The organism is Bacillus sp. FSL M7-1020, from assembly GCF_038050415.1.
GTDB classification, from domain to species: Bacteria; Bacillota; Bacilli; order Bacillales; family Bacillaceae_G; genus Bacillus_A; species Bacillus_A toyonensis.
In genome coordinates this window covers 24,859-51,781 of sequence record NZ_JBBOTW010000001.1, presented here as the reverse complement: position 1 = coordinate 51,781, position 26,923 = coordinate 24,859, and the positions used below count along the sequence as shown (strand labels likewise).

Annotated in this window: 28 protein-coding genes, 1 pseudogene and 1 riboswitch; of the genes and pseudogenes, 12 read left to right on the top strand and 17 right to left on the bottom strand. The window is 34.7% G+C overall.

Annotated features, from left to right (window positions below; all coding sequences use genetic code 11):
- The first annotated feature begins 48 nt into the window (after positions 1–48).
- Positions 49–1,698 (top strand): DUF2334 domain-containing protein, encoded by a 1,650-nt coding sequence (locus MHB70_RS00280; RefSeq protein WP_000759032.1) that lies wholly within the window; start codon positions 49–51, stop codon positions 1,696–1,698.
- A gap of 32 nt (positions 1,699–1,730) precedes the next feature.
- Here the strand turns inward: MHB70_RS00280 and MHB70_RS00275 are convergent, their stop codons facing one another.
- The 5 genes from MHB70_RS00275 to MHB70_RS00255 all read right to left on the bottom strand — a co-directional run bounded on the left by MHB70_RS00275 (position 1,731) and on the right by MHB70_RS00255 (position 6,162).
- The gene (locus tag MHB70_RS00275; protein ID WP_000871076.1) at positions 1,731–2,501 is read right to left on the bottom strand and encodes a TatD family hydrolase; all 771 of its coding nucleotides are present in this window, start codon (positions 2,499–2,501) and stop codon (positions 1,731–1,733) included.
- A gap of 744 nt (positions 2,502–3,245) precedes the next feature.
- Complete coding sequence (locus MHB70_RS00270; RefSeq protein ID WP_000728436.1) at positions 3,246–3,602, bottom strand: YxeA family protein; 357 nt, start codon at positions 3,600–3,602, stop codon at positions 3,246–3,248.
- 138 nt (positions 3,603–3,740) lie between these two features.
- Positions 3,741–4,577, bottom strand: a complete 837-nt coding sequence (locus MHB70_RS00265; RefSeq protein WP_000248049.1) for a YitT family protein — start codon at positions 4,575–4,577, stop codon at positions 3,741–3,743.
- Positions 4,578–4,694: 117 nt separating this feature from the next.
- Positions 4,695–5,024 carry a PH domain-containing protein gene (locus MHB70_RS00260; protein WP_001004254.1) on the bottom strand — a complete coding sequence of 110 codons (330 nt, stop codon included), beginning with the start codon at positions 5,022–5,024 and terminating at the stop codon, positions 4,695–4,697.
- 160 nt (positions 5,025–5,184) lie between these two features.
- A complete protein-coding gene (locus tag MHB70_RS00255) occupies positions 5,185–6,162 on the bottom strand; it encodes a LacI family DNA-binding transcriptional regulator (protein ID WP_001273894.1) in 978 nt (325 codons plus the stop codon).
- 302 nt (positions 6,163–6,464) lie between these two features.
- Here MHB70_RS00255 and MHB70_RS00250 point away from each other — a divergent pair, with 302 nt between their 5' ends.
- The gene (locus MHB70_RS00250; protein ID WP_001060006.1) at positions 6,465–6,560 is read left to right on the top strand and encodes a DUF3948 family protein; all 96 of its coding nucleotides are present in this window, start codon (positions 6,465–6,467) and stop codon (positions 6,558–6,560) included.
- A 63-nt stretch (positions 6,561–6,623) separates the two neighbouring features.
- Here the strand turns inward: MHB70_RS00250 and MHB70_RS00245 are convergent, their stop codons facing one another.
- Both MHB70_RS00245 and MHB70_RS00240 read right to left on the bottom strand, forming a co-directional pair.
- Positions 6,624–6,764: a YrzO family protein gene (locus MHB70_RS00245; RefSeq protein WP_000894071.1), complete on the bottom strand. Its 141-nt coding sequence runs from the start codon at positions 6,762–6,764 to the stop codon at positions 6,624–6,626.
- Positions 6,765–6,785: 21 nt separating this feature from the next.
- Positions 6,786–7,754, bottom strand: coding sequence for a DMT family transporter (locus MHB70_RS00240; RefSeq protein WP_001252495.1), 969 nt, complete (start codon positions 7,752–7,754; stop codon positions 6,786–6,788).
- A gap of 127 nt (positions 7,755–7,881) precedes the next feature.
- Between MHB70_RS00240 and MHB70_RS00235 the strand changes: the two genes are divergently transcribed.
- Both MHB70_RS00235 and MHB70_RS00230 read left to right on the top strand, forming a co-directional pair.
- A complete protein-coding gene (locus MHB70_RS00235; protein ID WP_000423064.1) occupies positions 7,882–8,748 on the top strand; it encodes a LysR family transcriptional regulator in 867 nt (288 codons plus the stop codon).
- Positions 8,749–9,003: 255 nt separating this feature from the next.
- Entirely contained in the window at positions 9,004–9,105 is a 102-nt protein-coding gene (locus tag MHB70_RS00230; protein WP_001060020.1) for a DUF3948 family protein, read from the top strand.
- A 65-nt stretch (positions 9,106–9,170) separates the two neighbouring features.
- Here the strand turns inward: MHB70_RS00230 and MHB70_RS00225 are convergent, their stop codons facing one another.
- Complete coding sequence (locus MHB70_RS00225) at positions 9,171–10,118, bottom strand: helix-turn-helix transcriptional regulator (protein WP_000657122.1); 948 nt, start codon at positions 10,116–10,118, stop codon at positions 9,171–9,173.
- A 134-nt stretch (positions 10,119–10,252) separates the two neighbouring features.
- Here MHB70_RS00225 and modA point away from each other — a divergent pair, with 134 nt between their 5' ends.
- The 3 genes from modA (at position 10,253) to MHB70_RS00210 (ending at position 12,891) form a co-directional block, all read left to right on the top strand.
- Positions 10,253–11,059 (top strand): molybdate ABC transporter substrate-binding protein, encoded by an 807-nt coding sequence (gene modA, locus MHB70_RS00220; protein ID WP_001032238.1) that lies wholly within the window; start codon positions 10,253–10,255, stop codon positions 11,057–11,059.
- A 5-nt stretch (positions 11,060–11,064) separates the two neighbouring features.
- A complete protein-coding gene (gene modB / locus MHB70_RS00215; protein WP_002037814.1) occupies positions 11,065–11,739 on the top strand; it encodes a molybdate ABC transporter permease subunit in 675 nt (224 codons plus the stop codon).
- A gap of 300 nt (positions 11,740–12,039) precedes the next feature.
- Positions 12,040–12,891 (top strand): GRP family sugar transporter, encoded by an 852-nt coding sequence (locus MHB70_RS00210; protein WP_000353553.1) that lies wholly within the window; start codon positions 12,040–12,042, stop codon positions 12,889–12,891.
- A gap of 67 nt (positions 12,892–12,958) precedes the next feature.
- Here MHB70_RS00210 and pnuC read toward each other — a convergent pair whose 3' ends face one another.
- The gene (pnuC, locus tag MHB70_RS00205; RefSeq protein WP_000252476.1) at positions 12,959–13,609 is read right to left on the bottom strand and encodes a nicotinamide riboside transporter PnuC; all 651 of its coding nucleotides are present in this window, start codon (positions 13,607–13,609) and stop codon (positions 12,959–12,961) included.
- A 197-nt stretch (positions 13,610–13,806) separates the two neighbouring features.
- Here pnuC and proC point away from each other — a divergent pair, with 197 nt between their 5' ends.
- The 4 genes from proC to MHB70_RS00185 all read left to right on the top strand — a co-directional run bounded on the left by proC (position 13,807) and on the right by MHB70_RS00185 (position 19,503).
- Positions 13,807–14,610: a pyrroline-5-carboxylate reductase gene (proC, locus tag MHB70_RS00200; RefSeq protein WP_000956243.1), complete on the top strand. Its 804-nt coding sequence runs from the start codon at positions 13,807–13,809 to the stop codon at positions 14,608–14,610.
- A 1-nt stretch (position 14,611) separates the two neighbouring features.
- Entirely contained in the window at positions 14,612–15,445 is an 834-nt protein-coding gene (locus MHB70_RS00195) for an aldo/keto reductase (protein ID WP_001054813.1), read from the top strand.
- 154 nt (positions 15,446–15,599) lie between these two features.
- A riboswitch (SAM riboswitch) is annotated at positions 15,600–15,704 on the top strand.
- A gap of 133 nt (positions 15,705–15,837) precedes the next feature.
- On the top strand, positions 15,838–17,478 hold the full coding sequence (locus MHB70_RS00190; RefSeq protein WP_000726293.1) for a peptide ABC transporter substrate-binding protein: 1,641 nt from the start codon (positions 15,838–15,840) through the stop codon (positions 17,476–17,478).
- A gap of 384 nt (positions 17,479–17,862) precedes the next feature.
- Positions 17,863–19,503: a peptide ABC transporter substrate-binding protein gene (locus MHB70_RS00185; protein WP_061529971.1), complete on the top strand. Its 1,641-nt coding sequence runs from the start codon at positions 17,863–17,865 to the stop codon at positions 19,501–19,503.
- Positions 19,504–19,509: 6 nt separating this feature from the next.
- On the opposite strand, the pseudogene MHB70_RS00180 reads toward MHB70_RS00185, so the two are convergent.
- The 3 genes and pseudogenes from MHB70_RS00180 to MHB70_RS00170 form a co-directional block, all read right to left on the bottom strand.
- Positions 19,510–19,787: pseudogene (locus MHB70_RS00180) on the bottom strand (hypothetical protein).
- The gene (locus MHB70_RS00175) at positions 19,781–19,972 is read right to left on the bottom strand and encodes a hypothetical protein (protein WP_000942528.1); all 192 of its coding nucleotides are present in this window, start codon (positions 19,970–19,972) and stop codon (positions 19,781–19,783) included. Before MHB70_RS00175 ends, MHB70_RS00180 begins: the two are co-directional and overlap by 7 nt.
- Positions 19,973–19,988: 16 nt before the next feature.
- Positions 19,989–20,891, bottom strand: a complete 903-nt coding sequence (locus tag MHB70_RS00170; RefSeq protein WP_000544207.1) for a helix-turn-helix transcriptional regulator — start codon at positions 20,889–20,891, stop codon at positions 19,989–19,991.
- A gap of 173 nt (positions 20,892–21,064) precedes the next feature.
- Here MHB70_RS00170 and MHB70_RS00165 point away from each other — a divergent pair, with 173 nt between their 5' ends.
- Positions 21,065–21,532: a YusW family protein gene (locus MHB70_RS00165; protein ID WP_001221551.1), complete on the top strand. Its 468-nt coding sequence runs from the start codon at positions 21,065–21,067 to the stop codon at positions 21,530–21,532.
- A 24-nt stretch (positions 21,533–21,556) separates the two neighbouring features.
- On the opposite strand, the gene MHB70_RS00160 is transcribed toward MHB70_RS00165, so the two are convergent.
- From MHB70_RS00160 to MHB70_RS00140, 5 genes are read right to left on the bottom strand one after another with little or no spacing between them, the layout of a single operon-like run.
- Positions 21,557–23,167: a peptide ABC transporter substrate-binding protein gene (locus MHB70_RS00160; RefSeq protein ID WP_000714105.1), complete on the bottom strand. Its 1,611-nt coding sequence runs from the start codon at positions 23,165–23,167 to the stop codon at positions 21,557–21,559.
- Positions 23,168–23,180: 13 nt separating this feature from the next.
- Positions 23,181–23,954 (bottom strand): ABC transporter ATP-binding protein, encoded by a 774-nt coding sequence (locus tag MHB70_RS00155; protein WP_000205656.1) that lies wholly within the window; start codon positions 23,952–23,954, stop codon positions 23,181–23,183.
- Positions 23,951–24,961 carry an ABC transporter ATP-binding protein gene (locus tag MHB70_RS00150; RefSeq protein WP_000531247.1) on the bottom strand — a complete coding sequence of 337 codons (1,011 nt, stop codon included), beginning with the start codon at positions 24,959–24,961 and terminating at the stop codon, positions 23,951–23,953. Before MHB70_RS00150 ends, MHB70_RS00155 begins: the two co-directional genes overlap by 4 nt.
- Complete coding sequence (locus tag MHB70_RS00145) at positions 24,918–25,922, bottom strand: ABC transporter permease (RefSeq protein WP_000501534.1); 1,005 nt, start codon at positions 25,920–25,922, stop codon at positions 24,918–24,920. The genes MHB70_RS00150 and MHB70_RS00145 overlap by 44 nt, the downstream gene beginning before the upstream one ends.
- Positions 25,923–25,939: 17 nt before the next feature.
- A complete protein-coding gene (locus MHB70_RS00140) occupies positions 25,940–26,857 on the bottom strand; it encodes an ABC transporter permease (RefSeq protein WP_000289322.1) in 918 nt (305 codons plus the stop codon).
- Positions 26,858–26,923 lie beyond the last annotated feature (66 nt).

The following is a 26,923-nucleotide window of genomic DNA, read 5'->3' as shown; positions in this document are numbered from 1 at the left end:
TATATAATTGTAAATTGAATTCTAAATATAAACTAGGAGAATAATAATATGAAAAAATGGCTATTACTCTTATTCAGTTTACTACTATTAATTCCTGTCCCTATTTCCGCACAAAAAACCGAAAAGTCGAAAGTCCTTATTTTATACAGTTCAAATGATGATCAAATTACAAGTGATATCCAAATACTTAATACACAAGTAGGACATTTCACTAATGATATAACAATTAAAAATATAAAACAGTTATCTGAAGTAACTGATAAATCTTCGTATACACACGTTATTTACATGGGTGAAAAACAAGAAGAACTTTCTACTGAAGCAAAAGAATTTCTAGAAAGCTTCCCCGGACCACTACTAGTTTTAGGTCAAAACATAGAACAGTTATCTAATCGTTTTTCGTTCATCACACTTAAAAACGAAGATATAAACTCTGATAAAATTGAATATCCAACACGTAAGCTAAAGAATACATTAGAGGAAGAGAGATCAATTAAACAACTTGATACAAATGGAACAATTCTTGCCCATGCCTTAAGAGACAATAATACTTATCCATTAATTGTACAGCAAAACAATTCGTATTACGTTGCAACTTCCAACCTCTTTGATTGGATATCTTATTATATTGGCGAAAGCTTATTTTCTTATTTTCAACAAAAACCTGAAACTAATAAAAAATTAGCCTATTTACGCCTCGAGGATGTTCACCCAGCTGCAGATATAAATCAATTACAGGATATTGCCGACTTATTAAAGAAGAAAAAGATTCCTTACATGATAACTGTTATTCCTGTATATACAGATCCAGATACAGGTGAAACACTACATTTAAAAGATAAACCCGAACTAGTCGATCTTTTACGCTCTATGCAAGATGATGGTGCAGCAATTATTATGCATGGTTATACTCACCAATTTTATGACAGTGAAACTGGTGAAGGGTTTGAATTTTGGGACGTAAAAACTGATCAACCCATTCGTCAACCGAAGCATGAAAAGCCAAAAACAAAAGATAATTTCCCAAATATAGAGGCATATAACCAATATGTAAAAAAAGGTGAAGCATTTGAAGAAAAATATACGACAGATCATATTGAAAAAGGTATCCAAGAACTTGTAGATGCTAAACTATATCCTGTCGCATTTGAAGCACCTCATTACACAATGTCTCAAAAAGGTTATGAAATCTTATCAAAGTACTTTTCAACTTATGTAGGTCAACTGCAGTTAAGTGATACAACTTGGAAATCCATGCACTCTCCAGCGTATAGAAGTACACCATCATTTCTACATGGAATGAAATTAATGCCTGAAACAGTTGGATTTATTGAAGAAGATAAACCACGAGCTATTGCCCAAATGAAAGAGCGTGCTTTATCTGTTGCTAAATTATCCGATGGAATTATTGGTGCATTCTATCATCCTTACTTAGGTGTGAAACCATTAAAAGAAGTATTAAAAGATCTAGAGAGTATTCCAAACATAGAGTGGATTGATTTACAAAAAGAAACGAATGAAGTAAAAATGAAAGATATTCATATTACTACTAATAAAGACGGTATCCACGTTGAAAAATCAACTAGTGCAAATGACGTAATTGATTATATAAAACAATATGGATTCTTCCTTATACTTGGGTTCGTTATCATTGTCTTTCTATTATTATTAAGACGTGCGAAAAAATTAGAATCCTAATAAAAAACACTAAGCGAGCTGCTTGGTGTTTTTTAGGATTCAGTCAATCGATAAAAGCGAACTGTATTCTTATATATTTGTTCTGCAACTTTCTCTACTGGAATTTTTTTTATTACACTAACTTCTTCTAATACATCTTTAATCATACAAGGGTGTGTTATAGTATTCTCTTGAAATTCCCACGGTCCATCCGTTTCTACCATCATATATTCCAGTGGATAATACGAAACGATCTTTCTAATTTTCTCCTTATGTAAAACATCTGGTGTGATAGAAATATAATAACCATTCCTCACCATCCGTCCCATTGTCGCTTCATTTCCTTTAAACCAATGGAAGTGTGCACGTGAAATTTTATATTCTTCAAGTAAATCACATACAATATCGGCATCTTCATAAACTGCGTGTAATACAATGGGCAAATCATATTCACTAGCTAGTTCTATAAATCGTCTCAATATCGCCACGTATGAATCTATAGTAACCCCTTCATCTTCTTTCGTTAAATAATACGGCAAGCCCACTTCACCAATCGCAATGATTTCCTCAGCATGAGCTTCAATTAATTTGAATATGCGCTCACATTCTTCTTTATGAATCGGTTGCTCCGGATGAAATCCTATTGCTGGGTGTATGAAAGGGAATTTCTTTCCTAAAGATAAAGTTTCCTTACATGATTGATAATTCATAGATACCGCAATAAGCCCCTTTACCTCTTTACTATTTTCCAAATCTTTAAGTAATCTACTTTTCTCTTCATCCTTATATTGATCAACATGTATATGGCTATCAATCCACTTCATCTTTATTCCTCCATAAAAAAAAACAAGAAAGGAACTCCCTTCTTGTTTTATCATCTATATTATTTAACAATTAAGTTTGTTATGATATCAAATAATCCAATACATACTACAGCAACAGTAAAGTAGCTACAGAAATCTTTAATTGGAAACCTCACTACTTCTTCTTTACGCATCCCATTTTTCTCCCTTCTTACTAAATCCCTAACTATTTTCATCTATTTGTATCTATTATGCAAAAAATATGACAAATTTACTATCGAATTAACTTACGTAAACCTTACAATGTTGTAAGGTTTATAAAAAGAGCCCCATCTACATACAGATGAGGGTTATTAAAAAGTAGTTGGTTTTTCATTCTTCCTTACATTACAAACAGAAAGTAATACATTAGACTTTCTATTTATACTATATTAAATTTACTATCTTTTAACTATCGAATTACATTACAGAAGGCTTACATGTTTGTAAGCTATGCGTAATGTAATTCGATAGTTTTCCATATCTATATTTCGTACAATACAGTTAGAAAGTAAGCCAAATAAGAAGAACGCTCACATAACCAAATTACATTGCTAGTAGCTACTCTTCTTATACCTTTCACTCATGCTACTACAATGTACCCCCTTCCCCTTTATATAATAAAAAAAGCCTTAGCCCATATGGACTAAGGCTTTTTTACGAACCTCGAAATACCCCTACCTAGTATTTTGATTTTCGACAAAAAATAGGCAGGGGTATATTTCGCTATCTCATCGCTAAAAGTTTACTCTTCGCATTAATAGGAATATTTACAGCTTCAATTTCTTCAATTGACTCGCCGTATCGTCCTTTTGCGTACACTTTTAATGCTTCATCTCTCTTTAACATATGCTTAACAGTCTTCTTTATTTTTTGTTCTCTTCCACGTTCGTCAAATGCAATAAATTCATATTCATACCACTCATCACCAACATGCTGACCAATTGTATTCACAACCGTATAGTATTCTTTCGTCTTATAAAGCGGATTATATTTATCAATAACTGGTCCAAGTTTCGTAGGCAGTAACATTACTACTATCACTAGCATCGCTATTATAGTAGTGATCATTTTTTTCTTCACAATAAACATTCCTCCTCTGCAGGATATATATACATCCATTTTAAGAAGAAGCAATAAAATCTACTATTGAATCTCATTACATTACACTTACATTTTTGTAAGAATAAAAAAAGGTGAACGATTTTACTCGTTCACCTTTTAGCTCGCTTTAAAGCCCCCACCAAGCACATCACGCACATCATGAATAACAACGAAAGCATCTTCATCTACTCGGCTAATAACTTGCTTTAACTTAACAAGCTCTTGTTTATTAATAACAACATATAAAACTTCTTTATTTTTTCCAGTATATCCGCCGCGTCCTTCTAATACAGTGACACCGCGTGTCATGTTTTTGGTAATAGCCTCACGTATTAAATCTGGTTGATTTGAAATGATTGTAACAGCCGTTTTTGTATCCATTCCTTCTACAATGAAATCAATCACTTTCGCACCGATGAATACTGCAACAAGTGTGTACATCGCTTTTTCTTGTCCTATTATAAATACAGAACCAGCAATTACAACGATATCAATAATAAGTACGCCTTTACCAACGCTCCACCCTAAATATTGATTTGCTAACTGTGCTAAAATTGCCGATCCTCCTGATGTACCTCCAGCTTTGAACATACAGCCTAATCCGATACCTACAAACAAACCAGCAAATAAAGCTGCTAATAGCGTATCACTATTTACATGATACTCAATATGTTCTGTAACATATAAAAACAAGGATGTTTCTACAATCCCTAAAATCGTATAAACCATCGTTTTTTTATCAAAAAACTTATAACCAATAGCTAGTAAAACTGCATTTATAGCAAAGTTCACAATCCCTGGTGACCAATCAAATAAGTAGTACGTAACAACCGTTAAACCAATAATTCCACCTTCCGATAAACGGTTTGGAATTGCAAAGTAATTAATACCAATTGCGAATAATAATGAACCAATTGTAATTAGTGTTATTTCCTTTATACGTTGATTAACCATAATTCATACCCTCCCCCATTTGACATTGTATCACTATCTCCTAGAGGTTTAGAAGTGGTTTTTATTCCGCATTTTACCTCTTAAAGATCGAGATATTATGTTTAAACAAAGGGTTGATTAATTATTCATATTTTCTCTAACTGCACGAACAAATCGCTCCACATTCCCTTTCTGAATATACCTAGCTCTAACCCTTTCATGATTACAAGTAAATTCAAAATATGGACAGAGATCTATGTCATCTATATGCAAATACGGATACTCTTCAAATATTGCAGGGTAGCCCGAAAATTTCCCGTAAAAAAGGAGACGTCTAGTAGTAGCAGCGAAAATCCCATGCCGGTAAGCTACGGTAAAATCATCCTTCTCAAATATCCCTACCACAACAGCTAAAATCTTTTCGTCATCCTCTACATATTTTTTCATACTCGATAAAAGTTCATTCATGCATATTCCTCCAAATTCTATTCATTGTTTTAACACTTGAAAAGAATCCATGGATTATTACAGACCGGTTTAACTCTTTTATAAAGTATGAAACGCGTTTCCTGTCAAAGACATTTCAAAAAATAATCCGTTATGCGATTATACACATAACGGATTAAGACTAAACTGTAGAGCGTTCCACAAGTTCATACGGAATCTCCACCTTTTCTTGTTTATAACTCTCGTTGCTCACTTGCCTATAAAACATTTCAAAAGCGTTTTTGCCTATCTCCTTTAAATTTTGATCAATCGTTGTCAACTGTAACACTTGTGAAATAGGTTGATTATCAAAACCAATAATCGCCAAATCCTCAGGAACTTGAATACCTAACTTTTCAACTTCTGTCATAATCCCAATCGCAACTTCATCTCCTGCTACTATTAACGCTTCTGGGAGGACCTGCATCTCCTTTAACTTATGAGCCGCTCTCACACCATCTTCTAATGTAAAACATTCTGTAAAAATCCACTCTTCATTAACCTCTTCATCTATGGATTGTAATTGATGTTTATAAACATCAAAACGTTTTTGACTACTTGGCCCTAACTTCCTTCCCGTACAATAACCAATTTTTTTATAACCTTTTTCAATAAGATAATTCATTCCTAACTGAAAGGCTGCCGAATGATTTGTATATACACTTGAGATATTTGAAATATCATTATCTTCACAAGCAATTATTGTGCCGTAAGAAGCATACGGTTCTATCGTTTCCCAATCATTCGCACGCGAGCAAATAATAAGGCCGTCCAATTGTTTTGTTTTTAGCATATGTAAACTTTTCATTTCTTCTTTTTTATTGTAATTCGTTTGGCAAAGTAACACCCTGTAATTATGAGCTAACGCCACCTCCATCATTCCACCTACCATCGCATCAAAACACGGATGATTAATGTAAGGTAAAATTACACCAACAATATTCGTCTTCCCTTTGGATAAATGAACAGCGTTTGCGTTTTGTGAGTAATTCAACTTCTCAACTATCTCAATAACCGCTTTCCTTTTTTCTTCACTTACATATGGGTGATCATTTAGCACCCTCGAAACGGTCGTAACTGAAACTCCGGCCATCTTTGCGATATCTTTAATATTAGCCATACACTCACCTCTCCTTTTAACTTAATGAATTCCATGAACATATGTCAAATCTTCTCATCATTACACCTTCATTCGTTTTTCTTACAAAAGTGTAATTTTCCTGTAAGCTAATTCGATAGTGACTCTTCCCAATATCTTATACAATTAAGTCAGAAACAGGGCAACAACTATTCGAAAAGGAGCGGATTAATATGATGAACAAAATGAAGAACAACAAATTTACGAATACAATGGGCATGGTATTGTCCGCTCTTATCGATGCAAAATCTGTTGCTTCTACAAACAAGTAAGGAGAGATTATAATGAACAACATCACTTTTAACAAATTAGATTTTTTAGGACTAGCTAGCGGCTCTCTTCTTCTTACTGCTTTTATTTACGCTGCTACGCTTATATAAACTTTGTGTCCCCTTTCCCCTTTATATATAGAAAAAGACGACCGTCTATGCCCGGTCGTCTTTTTAAATTTTTCTTTCTTTTAACTCTTTTAAAAGCTGTATCAGTTCAGCTTGTTGTTTTACCTTCTTACGACCATTTCGATTAATTGCTGCAAGCTCGCACGCAACTCCGACGGCGAAGAAAAACAATAAACTTTCTAACATGTTAAATCCTCCAATTGCCTATTAAACCGCTTGGCGTAATTGCTCTTCTTGTAAAACTTGCTTATTTATATTTTCTTCTTTTCTCTGACAAACGTTATTGCGAATAAGTGCTGCAATAACAAGTAAAGTTCCTACAATATCAAACATTGTTATTTGATACCCTTGTATCATCATAATAATCAAAGTCGTAACGGGTACAAAATTAATAAATAAAATGCCGTTAATCGATGATAAGATTTTCACACCGTAATTCCAAGCGAGTAGCGCTATGATTCCTGGTAATGTCATCATAAATAACAAATCATACTTCACGATAGAAATCGTTCCCATACTTGGGACTGGAACATACCCAAGCACCGTAATCATTACAGTTATAATTCCTGTGACAGTCGTACCAAATACACACGTCAATGTAGAATAGCGTAATGTTGACCAATCGCTACACGTTTGACCACCCATCGTATAAATAACCCAACCTACAACACCAATAAATATAAACGCTAGTGAAAACATGTTATCTTTCAATGTTAAAAAGAAACTCATATCACCTTTCGTAATAACAAACACAGCTCCTACAAAAGCGATAATCATGCTCGTTATCATATATTTTTTCGGTTTTATATGCTTATATCCCCATAAAATACAAATGGAAATCATCGGCATGAGTGCTTCCATAATGGAGGCTACCATTACACCTGATTTTCCCATTAACATTTGACCTAAAAATATGAGTACATTATATACAGTAAACGCCATCGTTCCAAAAAAGACGAGTAACTTTCCCCTTCCTTCTAAACGAAATGCCTGTTTCCCTTCTTTCATTAACAATAATATAATCAGTACTATCGCCACTGCTCCATAACGAATAAGTGAAAAATAAAATGGATCTATGTATTCTAGCGCATGATCAGCAACCGGAAACATCGCTCCCCATGACATACTTGCAATTAAACATGCCAAAGCTCCTATTACTATTTGACCTCTTCTCACCATAATCCCCCGCTTCTTTCTATTTGCACAAAGAGAATTGTAAAAGAAAAAACATATCACGTAAAACGATTCAAAATGATGTTAACTATCATTTATAATGATAGTTAACATCAAGGGGGAGCATACAATGGAATTACGAGACTTACAAATCTTCCAAAGCGTTGCCGATCGCGGTAGTGTAAGCGGCGCAGCAAAGGAATTAAATTATGTACAATCAAATGTAACCGCACGTATTAAACAATTAGAAAACGAGCTAAAAACACCGCTCTTTTACCGTCATAAACGAGGCATGACTTTAACAGCTGAAGGAAGAAAAATGCTCGTTTATGTTAATAAAATTTTGCAAGATGTTGAAGAGCTAAAACAAGTGTTTCTAGATAGTGAAACACCATCTGGTATATTAAAAATCGGTACAGTCGAAACAGTAAGTACATTGCCTACCATTTTGTCTTCTTACTATAAAAGCTATCCAAACGTTGATTTATCATTACAAGCTGGTCTAACCGAAGAACTTATTAGAGAAGTCCTTGACCATCAATTAGATGGCGCCTTTATATCAGGTCCTATTAAGCATCCACTAATTGAACAATACGATGTTAGTACAGAAAAATTAATGCTCGTGACACAAAATAAAGCTTTTCATATAGAAGAATTTACTACGACGCCCTTACTCGTTTTTAATCAAGGGTGTGGATACCGTACCAAACTAGAACGATGGCTTAAAGATGAAGGTTTGCTACCAAAAAGAATTATGGAATTTAACATATTAGAAACAATATTAAATAGTGTAGCACTCGGTCTTGGGATTACACTCGTGCCCCAGTCCGCGGTACAACATCTTTCTACAGCAGGTAAAGTACACTGTCATCCGATTCCCGAGAAATACGGTAGTATTTCAACTGTTTTCATACGCCGCAAAGATAGCTACATGACCAATTCAATGCGTAGCTTTTTAAAAACAATTGAAGAGCACCATCACATCAATATGCTTTAAAAGACATTCTTACACGAATGTCTTTTTTTCTTACAAAAGTGTAAGTCTCCCGTAAGATAATTCGATAGTTGTAGTTCATCATTTTCCCTATAATTAAGACATAAAGCAGGGCAACAACAATTCGAAAAGGAGCGGATACGCATGATGAACAAAATGAAATCAAACAATTTTTTTAACACAATGGGCATGGTGCTATCCGCACTTGTCGATGCAAAAGCAGTTGCAACTACATTAAACAAATAAGGAGAGATTATAATGAACAACATTACTTTCAACAAATCAGACTTTATCGGACTTGCAAGTGGAGCGACTCTTCTTACAGCTTTCATTTACACACTTGCTCAAAGTCTTGTTTAACAATTCGTTTCCCCAAACCCCTTTATATATAGAAAAAGCTGCTCGTCTTATAGACAAGCAGCTTTTTAGTTTGTTTCATATATAATTTGGCCTGTTTTCATAATATCGTATCCGCCAATCGCTTTTAACTCATTATGAAATTCTTCCGATTGCAGAATGTCTTTCATAACTTCAATAAGTTCTTCATTGTCTTTATTCTTCAAAATTACTAAATCATACTGTTCTTTCATTATCGGAATAAAGTCTACATTTACAATTTGCGAAACCTTTTCCGATCCTACCCCAACATCAGCTTTTCCGTTCGCAACTTGCGTGGCAACACCAAGATGACTCGATTCTTCCCATTCATATCCACTAATATGTTCTTTATTTAATTTTTGAATTCGTAATTGTTCATCCACTAGCACCCTAATACCAGAGCCTTTTTCTCGATTTACAAATTTTATAGAGGACCCGAATATGTCAGCCCATGTCTTTATTTTCTTTGGGTTTCCTTTTTGAACATAAAACCCCACATTTCTTGCCAATAAATTGATTATAATACACGGTTGTCCAACTAAAATACGTTTTACGTAAGGAACATTATAAGTACCCGTTTCACCATCAAATAAGTGTAAACTAACTACACTTCCTTCTCCTTGGTACATCTTCACTAAACTTGTTAAACTACCTTGATACGCTCTTAATACATTAGAATTTAGCAATCGATTTTCTATACGTTTTGCCAACATATCTAACGTTAGTTCTTGCCCGCTAATGATGCATGTATTCAAGATACTACTATCGTCATTCTTTACAGAAGTAACTTGTATCTTTCCTGTTTTCATTTGCTTTATATATTGTTCTAAATCCGCTGTATCAATGCGCATCTGTCTACCAACTCTATAAGAAGGAAGTTCTCCTTTTTTAATTAAGTCGTATACAGTTAGTTTTGATACTTTTAATCGCTTCGCTACTTCTTCCGTTGTGTAGGAATGATGATCCATAGACGATTCCTCACTTTCTTCCTTCATTGTAACAAAGAAAAGAATATTTCTCCTATTTTTTAAAAACAACCATATTGTTCAAATTATATTCAATTATAACTAGTTATAATTAGTTATATTTAGTTATAATTAGTTATGTCAAAACGAAAGGGGATTTTTTTATGAACAAATTCACATTACGATCTATTGGGGCACTTATACTTTCTTTCCTTCTTATATTTAGTGCTGCTTGTACAAGCGTGGAAAAGAAGGAGAAGTCAGTTGCTAAAGAGAGAAAAACAGTCGAACTGACTATATCAGCTGCTGCTAGCTTACAAGATGCATTAAAAGAAATTGAAAAACAATATAAAGAGAAAAAGCCTAATATTAAACTTTCTTTTAACTTCGGTGCTTCCGGTGCACTTCAACAACAAATCGAACAAGGTGCGCCTGCTGATTTATTCTTCTCTGCAGCAGAAGATAAATTCCAAACACTTGTTAAAAAAGGATTCATTAATGAAAAAGAAGGAAAAAACCTTCTTGGAAATGAACTAGTTCTAGTCGTCCCAAAAGATAGCTCTCTTACAAAAATTCAAGATTTAAAAGATGAGAAAATCAAAAAAATCGCACTTGGTACACCTGAATCTGTACCCGCTGGGAAATATGCAAAAGCTTCTCTCACACATGAAAATCTTTGGAATGACATTCAAAATAAAATCGTATTTACAAAAGATGTTCGCCAAGTGTTAACATATGTAGAAACAGGTAATGTCGATGCTGGTATTGTATACAAAACAGATGCTCTCATTTCAGACAAAGTAAAAATTGGCGAGACGGCAGCAGCTACTTCTCATGAACCAATCCACTATCCTTTAGGCGTTATAAAAGAATCGAAGCATAAGAAAGAGGCGACTTCATTTTATGAATATTTGCAGTCAAAAGATGCACAATCTATCTTTAAGAAATATGGATTTACAGTCCTATCATAATTGCCATGAGCTTTGATGATATTTTGTCACCTGTCTTTTTATCTTTACGAGTAGCTGCATACGCCACCATTATCGTCACAATTTTAGGAACGATTATCGGTCGGTCACTAGCACGCTCCTCATGGAGATATAAAGTAATACTAGAAACTATTTTCTTATTACCAATGGTACTTCCGCCAACTGTAATCGGCTTTTTTCTCATTATTATTTTTGGAAATAACAGCCCCATTGGAAAGTGGATAGAATCGGTATTTCAGCAGTCCATTATGTTCACATCTACTGCTGCTATCATTGCTTCTACAGTTGTCGCATTTCCGCTCATGTATCAATCAGCAAAAACAGGATTTTCGATCGCAAATGTACAAATTGAAGAGGGCGCTCGCGATCTCGGCGCCAGTGAATATCAAGTTTTTCTACACGTTACACTACCGCTTGCATTTCCTGCATTACTAAGCGGTATGATCTTAAGCTTTGTTCGTGCACTAGGAGAATTTGGTGCTACACTCATGTTTGCTGGGAATATTCCTGGCAAAACACAGACAATCCCAACAGCAATTTATATGGCCATTGATGCAAGTAATATGCAACTCGCTTGGACACTTGTAATTATCACTATCAGTATGTCACTCATATTTCTCCTATGTATTCAGCTCATTAATAAAAGAATTACTAATTCTTAAAGCAGCTTTCGACAAAAGCTGCTTTTTTATTTCTTAGGAAATAAAAAATACTATATAAAGTGACTGAATTTTACCTTTTATTTAAATATACATTCTATTTGAATTTACTTTCTAAAATAGGCAATTTCCTGTTATTATATGGAGGTGTTTGAAAAAATGAAGAAATGAAAACGCATTTATATCGTGAATTCTTCATCCTGTTTTAGCGATCGGTAATCTTCTACTCTATTAGTGGGGCATTACCGATCGTTAGAACGATATGTAATTATATTGGTATAGCAAACCGAAGGGAGTCTTGTAATGGACATTTTATTAGCGCTTCTTCCTGCAATTGCATGGGGAAACATCTTATTAGTAAGCGTAAAAATGGGCGGTGGTGCATATAGCCAAACGGTAGGTATGACAATCGGTGCTCTATTCTTCGCAACAGTTATGTATGTATTTACTCAACCAGCTTTAACAATGACAATCTTGATTGTTGGTTTTATTTCAGGTGTATTCTGGGCTTTAGGACAAGTAAACCAATTAAAAACAGTTGAAAAGTTAGGTGTTTCTACTACTGTAACGATTTCTACTGGTATGCAACTTGTTGCAACTTCTATCTTTGGAGTTATCGCTTTCCGCGAGTGGACTACTACAACAACGATCATTATGGGAACGATTGCAATCCTATTAATCGTAGTTGGCGTTGTATTCACATCATTAGATGATAAAGAAAATGCACAGCCACCAGGACAATTGAAAAAAGGACTTCTTACTTTAATTGTTTCTACTTTCGGCTATCTTGTATATGTAATTATTATTCGTTGGTATAACATTGATGGTTGGTCTGCTATTTTACCACAAGCAGTTGGTATGTTTGTCGGTGCGGTTGTACTGACATCTAAACATAAGCCATTTAACAAATATGCAATTCGTAATGCTTTATCTGGTTTACTTTGGGGAACAGGAAACTTATTCTTACTTCTTTCATTACCACGTGTCGGAGTAGCGACAAGCTTCCCATTATCTCAAACTGGAATCGTTATCTCAACATTCGGTGCGATTGTCTTCTTAGGTGAAAAGAAAACAAAACGTCAATTGATCTTTATTGCACTAGGTAGTGTTTTAATTATCGGCGGCGCTGTATTACTTGGTCTAACAAAAGCATAAACTTATATTCTATTAAAAACCCCTGAGGCATATGTGTCCCAGGGGTTTTTTCGATTTTAATTATTTTCTAAATATAATTATTTACACGCACTTGTCCTTTATAGTTCTTCTTCCACTCTAGCAAACCAGCTACACATATAAAGAGATTAATAACAGCTAGTATTAGCATGACATATAAACCAGTGGAAATATAAATTACAATGCTAACTACGTTATACAAAATCCATAAATGCCAGTTCTCTAAGATTTTTCGACTTAGCATAAATTGAGCTACTAATCCTAATACAGCATTTAAAGCGTCTAAATATGGACTTGTTGATTCTAAATGACGGACTTGATAATAGCCCCAACCAACCCAAGCAACTAAAATAAAAATTATATAAAAGGTCCACCCCTTTAAACCTAAACGGACAGTTGCTTTTACCTCTTCTTCCCCACTACGTGCAATCCAATAATACCAACCATATACATTAAATATAAATTGAAAGACTGCTAATACTGCCATTGCATATAAATCTTGTATAATGAAAATATACAGAAATAATGTAACAGTAATCATACCAAATAAAAAGTTGGATACTTTTTCTCTTGCTAATAACCAAACATTAACAATCCCCATAACCGATGCGAAAATTTCAATATAACTCGATTGAATGTAAAATCCAACCAATACGCAAATAATACTAGAAATGAGTAAAAAAAGTGGACTTCTAACCATATTTATCTCTCCCCAGATGTGTAATAAATTCCATATCACCAGTATAAGGAACTCCTCTTATTTTTATCATGAATTCCCTTATTCAAAAACCCCCTCATTATCTATTCCATATACGGTAAGTCTTTTCTTTTTACAAAATTCTCTTAAAAATGGTATCGTTTTTTATAACATATCTCTACTAGAAGGGAATAAAGGATATGCTTACTAAACATCGAATTTTATTTATTGGTGCCGGTCGTATGGCAGAAGCTATCTTCTCCGGGTTACTTAAAACGAGTAAAGAATATATCGAAGAAATTATCGTTTCCAACCGAAGCAACATAGAAAAACTAGAACAATTACAAGGGCGATATAATGTGTCCATCACTACAGACTGGAAGCAGCATATTACATCCGTTGATACGATTGTTTTAGCAATGCCACCAGCTGCACATGAACAGTTATTACAGGAGTTATCTCCTCTTCTAACTGAGCAATTCGTTGTGACCGTTGCTGCCGGAATTGGACCATCTTATTTAGAAAAACGGCTTCCTCAAGGGACACCTGTTGCCTGGATTATGCCAAATACAGCTGCCGAAATCGGAAAGTCCATCTCCTTATATACGACGGGACATTCCGTAGGTGAAACGCATCAAGAAACGCTACAACTCCTTTTAAAAGGTATTGGTACCTCACAGTTTTGTACTGAAGAGGAAGTTCATCAACTTACCGCCATTACTGGTAGTGCACCTGCTTTTCTCTATCACTTTGCTGAAGGTTTAATTGAAGCGACGAAAAACTATGGAATTGATGAGAAAACGGCAAACCACCTTGTCATTCAAATGATTGCTGGTTCTGCCGCTATGCTCCAACAAAACGAAGATCCAGCTATGCTCCGAGAACAAGTAACAACACCAGGAGGTTCAACTGCTGAAGGCTTAAAAGTTCTATATGAAAATAATTTTTCAGAAGTCATTCAACAAGCAGTTGAAGCAACAAATAAAAAAGCTAGGGGGAAATAATATGAATTTAACAAGTTTAAAAGACTATACAACATTACATAATGGTGTAAAAATGCCTTGGTTCGGTTTAGGTGTGTTTAAAGTAGAGGACGGATCAGAAGTAATTGATTCTGTAAAAGCAGCTATTAAAAACGGATACCGCAGCATCGATACTGCAGCAATCTATCAAAATGAAGAAGGCGTTGGTCAAGCAATTCGCGAATCTGATATTCCTCGTGAAGAGCTATTTATCACTTCAAAAGTATGGAATAGCGATCAAGGTTATGAAACAACAATTCAAGCATTTGAAACTACATTAGAGAAATTAGGCCTAGAATATTTAGATTTATATTTAGTACATTGGCCTGTAAAAGAGAAATATACTGAATCATGGAAAGCGTTAGAAAAGCTTTATAAAGATGGTCGTGTTCGTGCTATCGGTGTGAGTAATTTCCACATTCACCACTTACAAGACGTATTTGAAATTGCTGAAATTAAGCCAATGGTCAACCAAGTGGAATACCACCCTCGTTTAGCACAAGAAGAATTACATGCTTTCTGTAAAGAACATAACATCCAGCTCGAGGCTTGGTCACCATTAATGCAAGGGCAACTACTGGATCATCCAACATTACAAGAAATTGCGACAAAATATAGTAAATCAACTGCACAAGTTATTTTACGCTGGGATTTACAAAATGAAGTTGTAACGATTCCTAAATCAATTAAAGAGCACCGCATTATTGAAAATGCAAACATCTTTGATTTTGAATTAAGCTCGGATGATATGAAAGCAATTCAAGCTTTGAATGAAAATCATCGCGTCGGTCCAGATCCAGATAACTTTAACTTCTAGCAGAAAAACCACTGCCATGTGCAGTGGTTTTTTTCACTTTAAAAAAACTGAAAATTTAAACTATGTTTCATTTGATTGACACTTCATTATCCAAGGTGTAAGATTTTGAATTATCAAAGAAACACAAAAATTAATAAAATTCATTCGTTTACTCATTGTATCAAGAGAGGTGGAGGGACTGGCCCTTTGAAACCTCGGCAGCAGGTTCATTTTGAATACTGTGCCACTTCCTGCAAGCTTTATGCTTGAAAGATAGAATGAGGGACTTCGTTTATATACGGGTACATAACTTGTATGTGAAAATCCCTCTTTCTCAATCAGAAAAGAGGGATTTTTTTATTTTTCATTTCCCTCATCATCATCCAAACTTAATTATTTAGGAGGAAAATCAAATGAAAAAGAAGTTTTTACCCGGTATCGCATCAGTTGTAGGAGTAAGTATTTTATTAACTGGTTGCGGTAGTTATAAAAACGAAGCTAGCGGAGCAAATGCAAAAGACGAGGCATCTAGTAAACAGGTTTTAAACTTATCTTCACCTTCTGAAATACGAACAATGGATACAGCTCGTGCTACAGATACTGATTCCGGTCAAGTAATGAGAAACGTATTTGAAGGTTTGTATAATCTTGGTGAAGGTAACAAACCTGTCCCTGGCGTTGCAAAATCCCATGAAGTAAGTGGCGATAAAACGAAGTACACATTCCACCTGCGAGATTCAAAATGGTCAAACGGTACTCCTGTTACAGCGAAAGATTTCGTCTTCGCCTGGCAAAGAGCTGTTGATCCAGCAACAGCCTCTGAATATGCATTTTTATTCTTTGATATTAAAAACGCAAAACAAATTAACAACAAAGAGCTTCCAGCCGATCAACTTGGTGTAAAAGCAGTTGATGACCATACGTTTGAGGTAGAATTAGAGCGTCCTGTTCCGTACTTTATTAGCTTAACGGCGTTCCCAACATTTCTACCAATTAGCGAGGAATTCTTTAAAACACAAGGTGATAAGTACGCTTTAGAAGATAATACAATTTTGTATAACGGAGCTTTTACACTAAGTGATTGGAAGCATGAACAAAGCTTTAAATTTAAGAAAAACCCTACCTACTGGGATAAAGATACTGTCAAAATCGAAGAAATCAATTTCAACATCGTAAAAGAAAAATCAACAGAAGTAAATTTATTCGAATCTAAACAATTAGACCGTATAAAACTAACATCTGACTTCGTTGATAAATATAAAAAGGATGCTAATTTTAAAGAACGTCCGAACGTAGGGGTACAATTTTTACGTATGAATCAACAAAACAAAGTACTTCAAAACGTTTCTGCACGCCAAGCAATTGATCAAACGATTGATCGAAAGTCCTTTGTCAATACGTTATTAAATGATGGCTCTACACCAACCTTTGGTCTTGTGCCAAAAAACTTTGCAAAAGGTCCTGATGGAAAAGACTTCCGTGCTACAAACGGCGATTTAACAAAAGTTGATACGAAATCTGCACAAGAATTATGGAAAAAGGCAAAAAAAGAACTAGGTTCTGAAAAGATAACATTAGAATTATTAACAAGTGACGGTGACCTTGAGAAGAAGACTGGTGAGTTTCTAAAAGGTCAATTAGAAAAGAATTTAGAGGGCTTAACAGTAAATATAAAACCGCAACCACGTAAACAACAAGTTTCACTCTTATTAAAAGGTGACTACGAAATCGGAATTGATGGTTGGAGCCCTGACTTTGCTGATCCAATTACATTCCTTGAATTGTTTACAACGAATAACCCTTACAACTTAGATCATTACTCTAATAAAGAGTTCGACGAAGCAATTGAAAAGGTGAAAACTACTTTAGCTGGTGATGAAAAAGCCCGCTTTGATGCATTACTAGCATCAGAGAAAATATTATTTAAAGACTCTGTTATTGCTCCTCTTTACCAAAAAGGCGAATCTTATTTAGAGAAATCTTATGTGAAAGGCATTGTACAAGTAGACTTTGCAGGTCAATTAAACTTCAAATGGGCAAAAATTGAAAAATAAAGTGAAACTTTAAACAACGTATTTCCACCAACTCCCATTGTTTTTTTGACAAAATATATTAAAAGTAGATTCCTTAATATGAGTGAATCTACTTTTTTAATATATTATTCCAAGAAATTAACGCTTTGTTTTTATTATTGACATATAGTTCTTTCTGGTGTTAATATTCTAAATAATCAAAGAAACGAAATATTTAACCATCAAAATATAATGTCTACTATGTTGAAACATATAACGATACATTATAGTTCAACATGTATATACATATAGAACACATGATTACCTATAAACAAATATTTATACTAGGTTTTATCTCTTTCTATAGCTACTTCAAGACATGGACATTATGACGTTATGAACAACACATTTAGGGAGGAACGAACAATGAAGAAAAAAGTTGTACCTGTTGTTGCATCTGTTTTAGGGGCAAGTCTACTACTAACTGCTTGTGGGGGAAATAAAAATAATGCAAGCGGAGCAAAAGCAAACGATAAAGCACCTGATAAACAAGCAATTAACTTATCATTTGCTTCAGAAATTCCAACAATGGATGTTGCAAAAGCAACGGATGGGGAATCCATGAACGTAATGCGCAATGTTTTTGAAGGTTTATATGCAATGGGCGAAGATAATAAACCAATTCCTGGTGTCGCTGAGTCGGTTGACGTTAGTCCTGATAAAACAAAATATACATTCCATCTTCGTGATTCGAAATGGTCAAACGGTACTCCTGTTACAGCAAAAGACTTCGCCTTCGCTTGGCAACGTGCTGTAAATCCTGAAACAGCTGCCGAATACGCATTCTTATTCTTCGATATAAAGAATGCAAAACAAATAAATCAAAAACAATTACCACTTGATCAATTAGGTGTCAAAGCCCTTGATGACAAAACTTTAGAAGTACAACTAGACCGTCCTGTTCCCTACTTCTTAAGCTTAACGACATTTGCAACATTCTTACCAATTAATGAAGATTACTTAAAATCGCAAGGTGATAAATACGGTTTAGAAACAAATCATTTAATCTACAACGGTGCTTTCACATTAGATAACTGGAAGCACGAACAAGGCTTCCAATTAAAGAAGAATCCTAACTATTGGGATGCTAAAACAGTAAAATTAGAAGAAATCAACTTCAATGTCGTTAAAGATAAGTCTACAGAAGTTAACTTATATGATTCAGGACAAATTGACCGTGTTGCTTTAACTGCGGAGTTTGTTGATAAATATAAGGGCGATCCAAACTTCAAAGAACGTGCTGAAGTCGGCATTCAATTTTTACGACTCAATCAAAAAAATGAAGTATTAAAAAATCAACATGCACGCCTTGCTATTAACGGCGCAATGAATAAAAAAGCATACGTAGAAACAATTTTAAATAACGGTGCTGTTCCAGCTGAAGGAATGGTTCCTGCGAAATTTGCAAAGAGCCCAGAGGGCACTGACTTCCGCAAAGAAAACGGAAACCTAGTCAAAGATGATGTGAAATCAGCGAAAGAAAACTGGAAAAAAGCGAAGCAAGAACTTAGTACTGACAAAATAACACTTGAACTATTAACAAGTGATAATGCTTTAGCTAAAAAGACTGGCGAATATTTAAAAGGTGAACTGGAAAAGAATCTAGATGGATTAACAGTGAATTTAAAGCCACAACCACGTAAACAACAGTTGAAATTACTATTAAGTGGTGATTATGAAATCGGAATTGATGGCTGGGGTCCTGACTTCGCTGATCCTATTACATTCTTAGATTTATTCACAACAGATAGTGCTTATAACTTTGATAAATACTCTAACAAAGAGTACGACGAGCTAATTCATAAAGTGAAAACAGATTTAGCTGGCGATGAAAAAGCACGCTGGGAAGCAATGAAACAAGCTGAAAAAATCTTATTACAAGATGGCGCTGTCGCTCCTTTGTACCAACAAGGTCGCTCTTACTTACAACGCTCTTTCATTAAAGGACTTGTAACAACTGACTTCGGCGGTGAATTTAACTACAAGTGGGCAGAAGTTGCAAAATAATAAGTACTAATAAAAAGGTATCCAATTGAAGGATACCTTTTTACTGTGTACTTCATTAATTACAAGGTCTCTTCCCTTTATCATTTCTTTTATACCTATAGTGAGCCCCGCTACTAATTGTGTAACTAGTCTAATAAATAATAATGAGATAATATTTTCTCTAAATTAACTCCGGCAAATATTATTTTGTAATAGCCATTCGCTACGCATGTTGCGGGAAATAATCCCACATACAGGAATAAACATTTGTGTTAAAGAAATGCGAAGAAGACTATTGTCAACAATCCTCTTTCCCATCTTTTTGTATTGAACTAAAACTCATAATAAATATAAATGCAAATATCAAATATGTTTTCCACGTCAAAGAAGGTATATGCCCTGACCAAAGATAGCTAATTAAATAGTTAATTCCCATAATACAAGATGACGCTACTAAACTAATACTTATTAGTTTTACATATTGGAGCATACATTTTCTCCTTACCTCATTCTTTTTCCATTTCTTCAAATTGCAGGTTCATTGGCTCTTCTAGAAGAGTTTCATAAAAACTTTCTGCCAAATCCGTTACAGGAATTTTTCCATCCACCTCATCAAATCGAATACTATCTAGCCAGACACAACCTTCTCCTGATAATAAAACACCAAATGCAATACCAAGTGCTTCTTCTTTTATATCTAGTACAACCGAGTACGATTGCCAGTTATTCGTATTTTTAATTGGACGATTTTGCATGTTATCCATAGCAATCGGCTCCGTATTTTTTCCATCTACTCGCATCCACAATCCTGCCCAATCTTTTACATTCTCACTCTTAATAAATGCTGTTAAACGTAATCTCTTACCTACATAGTTATCCGCTCGAAACATTTGCATTAATGTTGAAAATCCTCCGTGCGTAACGTTCTCTTTTGCTTTTATATATGCAGATACTTTTCCTTGATGGGCAATTTCGTAATCTAAACCCATCTCATATTCAGCGGGATGACTTCCACTTAATACCCATCCTTTCGGTATACCTTTTTCCATTGAAATCCCCTCTCTTTCTATATAAAATGACTGGAAATACTTTCGATATTTTTTTGGTGGTAATTGAAACATTCTTTTAAAAGCTCTAGTAAATGCCTCTTGTGAGGAAAAACCGTATTGCACTGCAATATTAATAACTGCTCTTTCAGTCGATACCAAATCTTGTGCAGCATGAGTTAATCTTCTCTTACGAACATAATCCGTTACACTCATCCCAACATATCTTTGAAAGATGCGATGAAAATGGTACATCGATACTGCACTGTGAGATGCCACTCTTTCTGTTGTAAGCTCCTCATGTAAGTGATTCTCTATATATTCAATTGATTTTTTTATTATCTCTTTATATTCTTCATGCATTTTAGTCCCTCCCTCACAACTTCAATTTACCATATACATACAAATCGTTTTTGATTTAAATTGCGGATTAGCCCTTATGACTGCAGGATAATAATTTATTTTCAACACATACATAATTACATGTTTTTGGGAAAAACTTGTATAGAACGAATTTACATAAGGAGGAATTTATAATGAGAATTCTACTATCAGTTTTATTAGCTCTTATGCTAGTACCTGCATTAACAGGATGTAAAGCTCCTGCAAAAGAAGACACAACTTCTAATAAAAAGACGACTGAAGAAGCAAAAAATGAGGCTCCTGCAGATTTAAAACTAAACTTCAATGAATTCGATTTAAAGGCAGACTACCAAGATACAAAGAAAGACTACGAAGCAGACTATAAAAATGTAGCAGCTGATAAGAAAATGGAAGCAAAAATTGAAGATCATAAAGCAGATGTAAAATTAACAGGAGACGAGGCTATCACAAAATTAAGCCCACTTCTACAAGAATTAAAATTTGATAAAGATACTGCTGACCAAGAAGTAATCGATCAAGTAGTGAACGTGTTCAAACTTGATAAAGACTATCAAAAATTCGATTTAGAAGTTGTCTTCTCTGATGGAACGAAAAAAGAATATAAAAGAGAAATAAAATAAAGAAGTAGGCGGTTGCCTACTTCTTTATTTTTTAATTTTTGCGTACCTTAGTTCTGGACTAGAACCGATAATGAATTGGACACCGGATACTGATGGTTTTTGTAAATATGAGGAACTTGGGAAAATAATTGGGATTAATGGTGAATCTGTAAACATAATATCTTCCGCTTTATGCAATAATTCAAAACGCTTATCCTCGTTTTGTTCAACTTTTGCTTCTTTTATTAAAGCGTCAAATTCTTTATTATGCCATTTTGCATAGTTATTCGGACCATCACCTGCATATAAATCTAGTTTAGTAATTGGATCTAATAAAGAGCCGCCCCATCCCATATAAGCTAATTGGAAATCACTTTGCTTGTATGTGTCGATGTAACTCTTCCACTCTTTATTTTCTAATTTAATATCTACTCCAAGATTTTTCTTAAACATTTCTTGCATTGCTTCTGCTACTTTTTTATGTTGTGTATCTGTAGTGAATTTTAATGTTACTTCAGGTAATGTAGACCATCCTTGTTCTTTCATACCTTCTTCTAATAATTTTTTCGCTTCTGCTGGATCAAATTTAACGTAATCACCTTTTTCTTTACGGAAATCACGGCCACTTTGTGTTTTTGCTCCTTCTGGAACGAATGCATATGCTTCTTGCGCATTATTTTTATACAATTTTTCAACGATAAATTTGCGATCAACCGCTAATGAAAATGCTTTACGTACCTTCGCATTTGTAAACGGCTCTTTTTCTACGTTAAACGAGTAAATATAAGATGAGAATCCTGCAACACGCTTATATTCTTTATTTCCTTTTTCTTTTTCAATCATCTCTTGTGGTAAACCACTTAGTAAATCTAATTCTTTTGATTTAAATAATTGATACGCTGTTTTAGAGTCTGGAATAATACGAAACTCAATTTCTTTTAGAGTTACCTTTTTATCGTAGAATTCTTTATTTTTTTGTACTGTAATTGCCTGGTTATGCTTCCACTCTTTTAACGTGAATGGCCCATTCGTAATTAACTCTTTTGGATCTGTTTTTAATTTATTATTATCATCAATTGACTTTTTAGATAATGGAATAAATAGTGAGCTTGCTAATTTTTGTTTAATAGAAGCAACTGGATGTTCAAGAGTTACCTTTAATGTTTGAGGATCAACGACTTGAATACCAACTTGTCCCTCTTCACCTTTTCCAGTATTGTATGCCTCTGCCCCTTTAATAAAATACATTTCTGTCGCATTCATAGAACCCGTTTTCGGATTTAATAATCGCTTCCATGCAAATTCAAAATCATTTGCTGTAATAGGAGAACCATCTGACCATTTAATATCTTTCTTTAAATGAATTGTATACTCAGTTCCATCAGCACTTACGTCTTCTTTCTCCGCTAATTCATTTTGATATTTCCCATCACTATCTTGTGTATATAAGCTTGAGAATAAATGTCCAATTACATAACCTGAAGTACTATCTGTCGCAATAGCGGAATCAAGTGTATATGGATCGCTACCAATATTCGTTACTAATCGATCTCCTTCTCCCTTACCAGCACTCGCCTTTTGCGTTTCTTTCTTACCGCAAGCAACAGAAGTAATTGCTAAAACAGTCATAATGACAAACAGTAAAAACTTCTTCATCCTACATTCTCCTTTAACCTGAAATTTTTGGTGTTGATGCTAATAATGTTTTTGTATAAGAATGTTGTGGATTACGGAATACTTCGTCCGTATTTCCAAATTCAACAAGTTCTCCTTTGTATAAGACAGCTACTTTTTCACATAAATAGTGAACCATCGGTAAATCGTGAGCGATGAATAAATATGTATAACCTTGTTCTTTTTGGATTTTTTGCAGCAGATGTACAATTTGAATTTGCAATGAAACGTCTAATGCTGAAATTGGTTCATCAAGAATCAATGCTTCTGGCTCACACAATAACGCTCTTGCAATAGCGATACGTTGACGTTGTCCTCCGCTAAATTCATGCGGATATCGATCAATATATCTTCTATCTAATCCAACACGCTCTAGCGCATCACCTGCTACTTTATCCTTCAGCCCTTTATCACCTAAACCGAATGAAATATAACCTTCCGTTACGCTATCGCGTACTTTCCAGCGCGGATTTAATGCAGCTGTAGAATCTTGAAAAATGAACTGTACTTTCTGTAAAAAATCTCGCTTATGAGCTGACTTCAGCGTGTGAACAACTTGACCGTTATAATTAATTTCACCAGACGTTGGACTCTCAATCCCCGCTATGAGCTTTCCAAGTGTTGTTTTTCCTGAACCACTTTCACCAATAATGCCAAGTGTTGTTCCTTTCGGGATAGAAAGTGATATGTCTTTTAACGCTGTGATTTCTTTACTTTTACTTCCATATATTTTCGTTACTTGCTTTACAGTAATTAAATCTGTCGTCATGAGGCATTCACCTTCTCTTTTGATTTCGCTTTATTATGCTCTAGAACATGCTGCCAACAATGTGAACTATGCGCCTTAGAATATGTTGTTCTCTCTGGGAAACGATGAATACATTCTTTTATCGCTACTGGGCAACGATTTACAAAAGGACAACCAAAGCTATTTAATGTTTCAATGGAAGGTGTCGTTCCTTCTATAGCACGTAATACCTTTTCGGAATCATCCATATTCGGAATTGCTTGTAATAAGCTTTTCGTATATGGATGTTTAGGAGAACCTATTACCTCCTGTATCGTTCCTTTTTCAACGACACGTCCCCCGTACATAACAACTACTCGATCAGCTACTTCACGCACAAGTGCCAAATCATGTGTAATTAATAAAATACTCGTATTTTGTTTTTCTTTCCTTTCTTTTAATAGCCCCATAATTTGTTTCTGAATCGTTACATCTAACGCTGTTGTCGGCTCGTCTGCAATTACAAGCTTTGGATGACAAGCAAATGCAATTGCTAAGCAAATACGTTGCCTCATCCCCCCACTTAATTGATGTGGGTATTGCTCAAAGCGTTTCTCTGCTTCATGTATCCCTAAATCATTTAGCAAGTTAATCGCAATTCCCTTTGCTTCTCTTTTCGATTTTTTCCCATGTTGCAAAATTACTTCTGTAATTTGTTTGCCTACCTTCATCGTTGGGTTTAAAGATGAAAGCGGATCTTGAAATATAAAGGAAATATCTTTTCCGCGAATTTGATTCCATTCTAATTCTTGTAAACTCGTTAATTCCTTTGATTGGAAAGATACATTTCCATCATCGATATGAATTGATTCTTGATTCAAGCCGATAATGGATTGTGCTGTAACACTTTTTCCTGAACCACTTTCTCCTACAAGTGCAACTATTTCACCTTCGTTAATAGAAAAGGAAACATGTTTCACAATTGCTTGCTTACTATTCTCTTTTTCAACGGCTAACGTTACGTTTTCTAAAGATAAGAGCTGTCCCATGTTTTTTCTCCTTTCGATTCCGTTTTACGATTTTTGGATCAATTGCATCTTGCAAACCATCACCAATTGCATTAAATGCGAACATAATGAGTGCAATCATGATTGCCGGGAAAAATAGCTGCCACCATTCTCCGCTCAATAATGTCCCGAGTGCATCATTCGTCATCGTCCCCCAACTTGCCGCTGGTGATTGTACCCCAAGTCCTATAAAGCTTAAAAATGATTCTGAAAAAATAGCTGCTGGAATTGTAAATGATAAATTGACGATAATAATCCCTGTTAAATTCGGAATTAAATGCCCATATATAATTTTTATATGTGATGTACCTAATCGCTCTGCTGCAATAACAAACTCTCGTTGTTTTAAAGACAATACTTGTGCTCGAATGAGACGAGCCATTCCAATCCATCCCGTTAATGCAAGGGCGATAATAATGGTGAAAAGACCTGGTTTCATAACAATTAATAGTAAAATAACAATTAATAAATATGGGATGCCGTATAATACTTCAATTCCTCTTATAATCCACTCATCAATTAACGTTCCAAGGCAATTACGCCCTCTCACATATCCACTAAATCCACCAATTAGTACACCAAGCCCTATATCGAGGGCAGCTGCTACTAATCCAACTGTTAGTGAAATCTTCCCACCAGCCCAAGTACGTGCCCAAATATCTCTCCCTAGATCATCTGTTCCAAACCAATGTTCACTACTCGGCGGTAAATTTGTTGCCTCTTTTACTTGTTCACTCGCAGTAAATGGCGTTAAACTTTCGCCAATAAGCGAGAAAACAATAATTAGCAATAACGTCACTGTTCCTAAAACTGCGATTGGATTCGATATAAACTTACGAAACACTTCTTTCTTTCTGCTAATCGTTTGCTGATTTTTATTTATCGTTAATTCTTTTTTCTCTTCTTTCGTTAATAACTGTTCATTAATTTCATAAGCTCCCATTTAAATATCCCCCCTCCTTATGTAATAGAACGAATACGCGGATCAACAATGCGGTGAATAATATCTGTAATGAAAATACAAGTAATTAATAATGCACTATAGAAAATTGTTGTTCCCATAATCACCGGATAGTCTCGGTTAAAAATACTATCTACAAAATATTTTCCTAGGCCAGGAATTGAAAAGATTTTTTCAATAACGAAAGTCCCTGTTAAAAGTCCAGCCATTAATGGTCCAACAAATGTAAGTACTGGAACAATCGCATTTCGAAGAGCATGTCTTATAATAATCTTCTTAATTGGTATGCCTTTCGCTCTTGCTAGCTTAATATAATCACTCTGCAATACTTCGATCATATTAGAACGAACAAACCTTGTAATAACCGCAATTGGACCTAACGCCAATGCGAAAGATGGTAATACAGTATGTTCGAATGTTCCCCAAGACGCTACTGGTAAAAGCTCAAATTGAATAGCGAATACTTGTATAAATAGTGGTGCTAAAATAAAACTTGGAATAGAAATACCGAGAATTGCGAGCAAACTCACACTATAGTCAATTACTTTCCCATGATATAGAGCAGCAAATGTACCTGCAGCAATTCCGACTAACAATGAGATAACAAGTGCTTGTAGACCAATAATTGCTGATGGACCAAAGCCAGTTGTTATAATTTCTGATACACCTTGCCCGGTTGATTGAACAGATTCACCAAAATCAAAATGAACTACACCGTCTAAATAAGCAACATATTGATTCCACAACGGTTCATCAAGGTGATACTTCGCTCTCATGTTTTGAATCACTTCTTCAGGAAAGATTTTTGCATCTGATGAAAATGGATCTCCCGGAATGATATGCATAATTAGAAATGTCACTGTCGTAATAACCCATAGCGTGAACACCATAACTGATAATTTTTTAATTACATACACTTCAATAACCCCCTAAACATATATATTTACTTAGTTTTATGAACATACTTTTTCCATTACTCCCTT

Coding starts and splice junctions, on each gene's coding strand:
- MHB70_RS00280 (WP_000759032.1), top strand. CDS start 49: ATGAAAAAATGGCTATTACTCTTATTCAGTTTACTACTATTAATTCCT.
- MHB70_RS00275 (WP_000871076.1), bottom strand. CDS start 2,501: ATGAAGTGGATTGATAGCCATATACATGTTGATCAATATAAGGATGAA.
- MHB70_RS00265 (WP_000248049.1), bottom strand. CDS start 4,577: ATGGTTAATCAACGTATAAAGGAAATAACACTAATTACAATTGGTTCA.
- MHB70_RS00260 (WP_001004254.1), bottom strand. CDS start 5,024: ATGAATGAACTTTTATCGAGTATGAAAAAATATGTAGAGGATGACGAA.
- MHB70_RS00255 (WP_001273894.1), bottom strand. CDS start 6,162: ATGGCTAATATTAAAGATATCGCAAAGATGGCCGGAGTTTCAGTTACG.
- MHB70_RS00250 (WP_001060006.1), top strand. CDS start 6,465: ATGAACAACATCACTTTTAACAAATTAGATTTTTTAGGACTAGCTAGC.
- MHB70_RS00245 (WP_000894071.1), bottom strand. CDS start 6,764: ATGTTAGAAAGTTTATTGTTTTTCTTCGCCGTCGGAGTTGCGTGCGAG.
- MHB70_RS00235 (WP_000423064.1), top strand. CDS start 7,882: ATGGAATTACGAGACTTACAAATCTTCCAAAGCGTTGCCGATCGCGGT.
- MHB70_RS00230 (WP_001060020.1), top strand. CDS start 9,004: ATGAACAACATTACTTTCAACAAATCAGACTTTATCGGACTTGCAAGT.
- MHB70_RS00225 (WP_000657122.1), bottom strand. CDS start 10,118: ATGAAGGAAGAAAGTGAGGAATCGTCTATGGATCATCATTCCTACACA.
- modA (WP_001032238.1), top strand. CDS start 10,253: ATGAACAAATTCACATTACGATCTATTGGGGCACTTATACTTTCTTTC.
- modB (WP_002037814.1), top strand. CDS start 11,065: ATGAGCTTTGATGATATTTTGTCACCTGTCTTTTTATCTTTACGAGTA.
- MHB70_RS00210 (WP_000353553.1), top strand. CDS start 12,040: ATGGACATTTTATTAGCGCTTCTTCCTGCAATTGCATGGGGAAACATC.
- pnuC (WP_000252476.1), bottom strand. CDS start 13,609: ATGGTTAGAAGTCCACTTTTTTTACTCATTTCTAGTATTATTTGCGTA.
- proC (WP_000956243.1), top strand. CDS start 13,807: ATGCTTACTAAACATCGAATTTTATTTATTGGTGCCGGTCGTATGGCA.
- MHB70_RS00195 (WP_001054813.1), top strand. CDS start 14,612: ATGAATTTAACAAGTTTAAAAGACTATACAACATTACATAATGGTGTA.
- MHB70_RS00190 (WP_000726293.1), top strand. CDS start 15,838: ATGAAAAAGAAGTTTTTACCCGGTATCGCATCAGTTGTAGGAGTAAGT.
- MHB70_RS00185 (WP_061529971.1), top strand. CDS start 17,863: ATGAAGAAAAAAGTTGTACCTGTTGTTGCATCTGTTTTAGGGGCAAGT.
- MHB70_RS00175 (WP_000942528.1), bottom strand. CDS start 19,972: ATGCTCCAATATGTAAAACTAATAAGTATTAGTTTAGTAGCGTCATCT.
- MHB70_RS00170 (WP_000544207.1), bottom strand. CDS start 20,891: ATGCATGAAGAATATAAAGAGATAATAAAAAAATCAATTGAATATATA.
- MHB70_RS00165 (WP_001221551.1), top strand. CDS start 21,065: ATGAGAATTCTACTATCAGTTTTATTAGCTCTTATGCTAGTACCTGCA.
- MHB70_RS00160 (WP_000714105.1), bottom strand. CDS start 23,167: ATGAAGAAGTTTTTACTGTTTGTCATTATGACTGTTTTAGCAATTACT.
- MHB70_RS00155 (WP_000205656.1), bottom strand. CDS start 23,954: ATGACGACAGATTTAATTACTGTAAAGCAAGTAACGAAAATATATGGA.
- MHB70_RS00150 (WP_000531247.1), bottom strand. CDS start 24,961: ATGGGACAGCTCTTATCTTTAGAAAACGTAACGTTAGCCGTTGAAAAA.
- MHB70_RS00145 (WP_000501534.1), bottom strand. CDS start 25,922: ATGGGAGCTTATGAAATTAATGAACAGTTATTAACGAAAGAAGAGAAA.